Annotated in this window: 3 protein-coding genes; 2 read left to right on the forward strand and 1 reads right to left on the reverse strand. The window is 62.6% G+C overall.

What is annotated here, in order from left to right; translation table 11 throughout:
* On the reverse strand, positions 1–524 hold a 524-nt coding region (locus ABT116_RS43580; RefSeq protein ID WP_351646334.1), incomplete at its 3' end, for an MFS transporter.
* A 128-nt stretch (positions 525–652) separates the two neighbouring features.
* On the opposite strand from ABT116_RS43580, the gene ABT116_RS43585 reads away from it, so the two are divergent.
* Both ABT116_RS43585 and ABT116_RS43590 read left to right on the forward strand, forming a co-directional pair.
* Positions 653–1,348, forward strand: coding sequence for a TetR/AcrR family transcriptional regulator (locus ABT116_RS43585; protein WP_230813899.1), 696 nt, complete (start codon positions 653–655; stop codon positions 1,346–1,348).
* 112 nt (positions 1,349–1,460) lie between these two features.
* Positions 1,461–2,030, forward strand: a 570-nt coding sequence (locus ABT116_RS43590; RefSeq protein ID WP_351646337.1) for a PhoH family protein, incomplete at its 3' end; no start/stop codon positions are given.

Raw genomic sequence — 2,030 nt, forward strand, 5'->3', positions numbered from 1 at the left:
CTCCAGGAATGACTGTCGAGAATCCATCCGGCCAACAGCGGACCGAGTGCAATCGCGAGACCCGACGTCGCCGCCCACGCCGCGATGGCGCGTGATCGCTCCGCTTTGGGAAAGGTAGCGACCAGAAGCGAAAGCGTCGCGGGCATGATGATCGCGGCGCCGACGCCCATGATCATTCGTGCCGCGATGACGGCGTTGGTGGTGTCCGCGATGCTGCCGAAGACGGCGCCGCCGGCGAACACGGCGAGTCCGGCGAGAAGTGCGCCGCGGCGACTGTACTTGTCACCGATCACGCCGAACAGCAGCATCAGTGCGGCGTAGGGAACGGTGTAGCCGTCGATGACCCATTGAAGCTGCGTGCTGGTGAGGCCGAGGTCTCTGGTCATGTCCGGTGCCGCGACGATCAGCGCGGTATTCGCCATCACGACGATCAGCAGACTCAGGCACAACACCCCGAGCGCGGCCCATCGTCGTGAGTACGGCTGGTCCATCTCCGAGACAGGTTTGCTCATGAGTGTCGTCATGACGCGACTCCGTTCCTGATGATCGAAGAGACTCCTCGATCTATTTGCACACTGATGTGTAAGTTAATAACTTGCACACCGATGTGCAACTATGATTGACCTAGATCACAGTTGGGCAGTCGAAAGAGGTGGAACGCGCGTTGACGCACTCGGGCACAGTCGTTTCGGGAACTGCCGAATCGGGCGGACGGCAGCGTCGTAGTCAGGCCGCGGCCAATCGCAATCGCATCATCGAGGCGGCGATCACGGCGTTCGCTGCTGATCCGGATGCGAGCATGGACGACGTCGCAAAGGCCGCTGGTGTGGTCAGGCGAACCGTGTACGCGCATTTCGACAGCCGTGAGGCGCTGATCAACGGCATCGTGGACGAGGCGTCGACCGATCTCGTTGCTGCGCTGAGCCAAGCCGGCGAGCCGCCCGAGCGCCCGGATCTGGCGACTGCCGTACTGGCATTGCTGTCATGGCCGGTCGGCGATCGATTCCGGATGCTGCTCAGCTTTGCTCGCAAAGAGTTGGGGGAGCAGCGGATTCTCGATCTGATGGAGCCCGCGCGTGCCGTGAGTATCAGCGTCGTCGAGCGCGGTCAGCGTGACGGAACCTTCTCGACATACCTGCCGGCCGAGACTCTGGTAGCGATGACCGAGGCGATCACGATCACTTTGTTCGATCAGGCCAACAGTGGGCTCATCACGGACTCCGGCGAATCCTTTGCCGCCGTGTGCCTGGTCATCGCGGGTATCAGTCCGGACAGAAGCTCCGAGATCGTCGCCGAAGCGTCGGAGTGGATCCGCGAATCGCTGCCGTCCGGTCGCCGCGAGGATTAGGCCGGGACGATTAACAAGTGGGCCGTGTCCGACTCTGGCGCTAGACTTCGAAGTATCGAGGCTCACGAGTCGAGTGGGCTGATCGGACCAGAAAGCAGGCCATATTCACCACGTGAGTGAACACAGTGAACTCGACGGGAACCGTGTAACCACCATCACCGAGCGCGCTCTGCCCGCAGAGCGCACCGTCCGTTCGAGTATGGATCTGGCGCCGGAGACCGTGCGTCAAATCCTGGGGGCGACGGACGAGAATCTCACCGCGATCGAACGTGAGCTTCGTGCCGACATTCATGTACGTGGCGGAACCATCTCCTTGTCGGGGACGGCTGCAGACGTTGCGCTGGCAGAACGTGTGTTCAGTGAATTGGCGTCGCTGGCCGGTCGGGGGCAGCCCATCGCACCGGACGCTGTTCGACGAACGATCGGCATGCTCACCAACGAGGTCGGCGAGTCTCCGGCCGAGGTGCTCTCCCTCGACATTCTTTCGCGTCGGGGCAAGACGATTCGGCCCAAGACCCTCAACCAGAAACGCTATGTCGAAGCCATCGACGAGAACACAATCGTGTTCGGAGTCGGCCCGGCCGGTACCGGCAAGACCTACCTCGCCATGGCCAAGGCCGTTCAGGCGTCGACCGGCGTGGAACCGGGCGACCGGGTCGCCGTCTGGGCCCCGAACTCGCTC

Source organism: Streptomyces sp. NPDC002130 (assembly GCF_040296465.1).
In the GTDB taxonomy this organism is placed as follows: domain Bacteria; phylum Actinomycetota; class Actinomycetes; order Streptomycetales; family Streptomycetaceae; genus Streptomyces.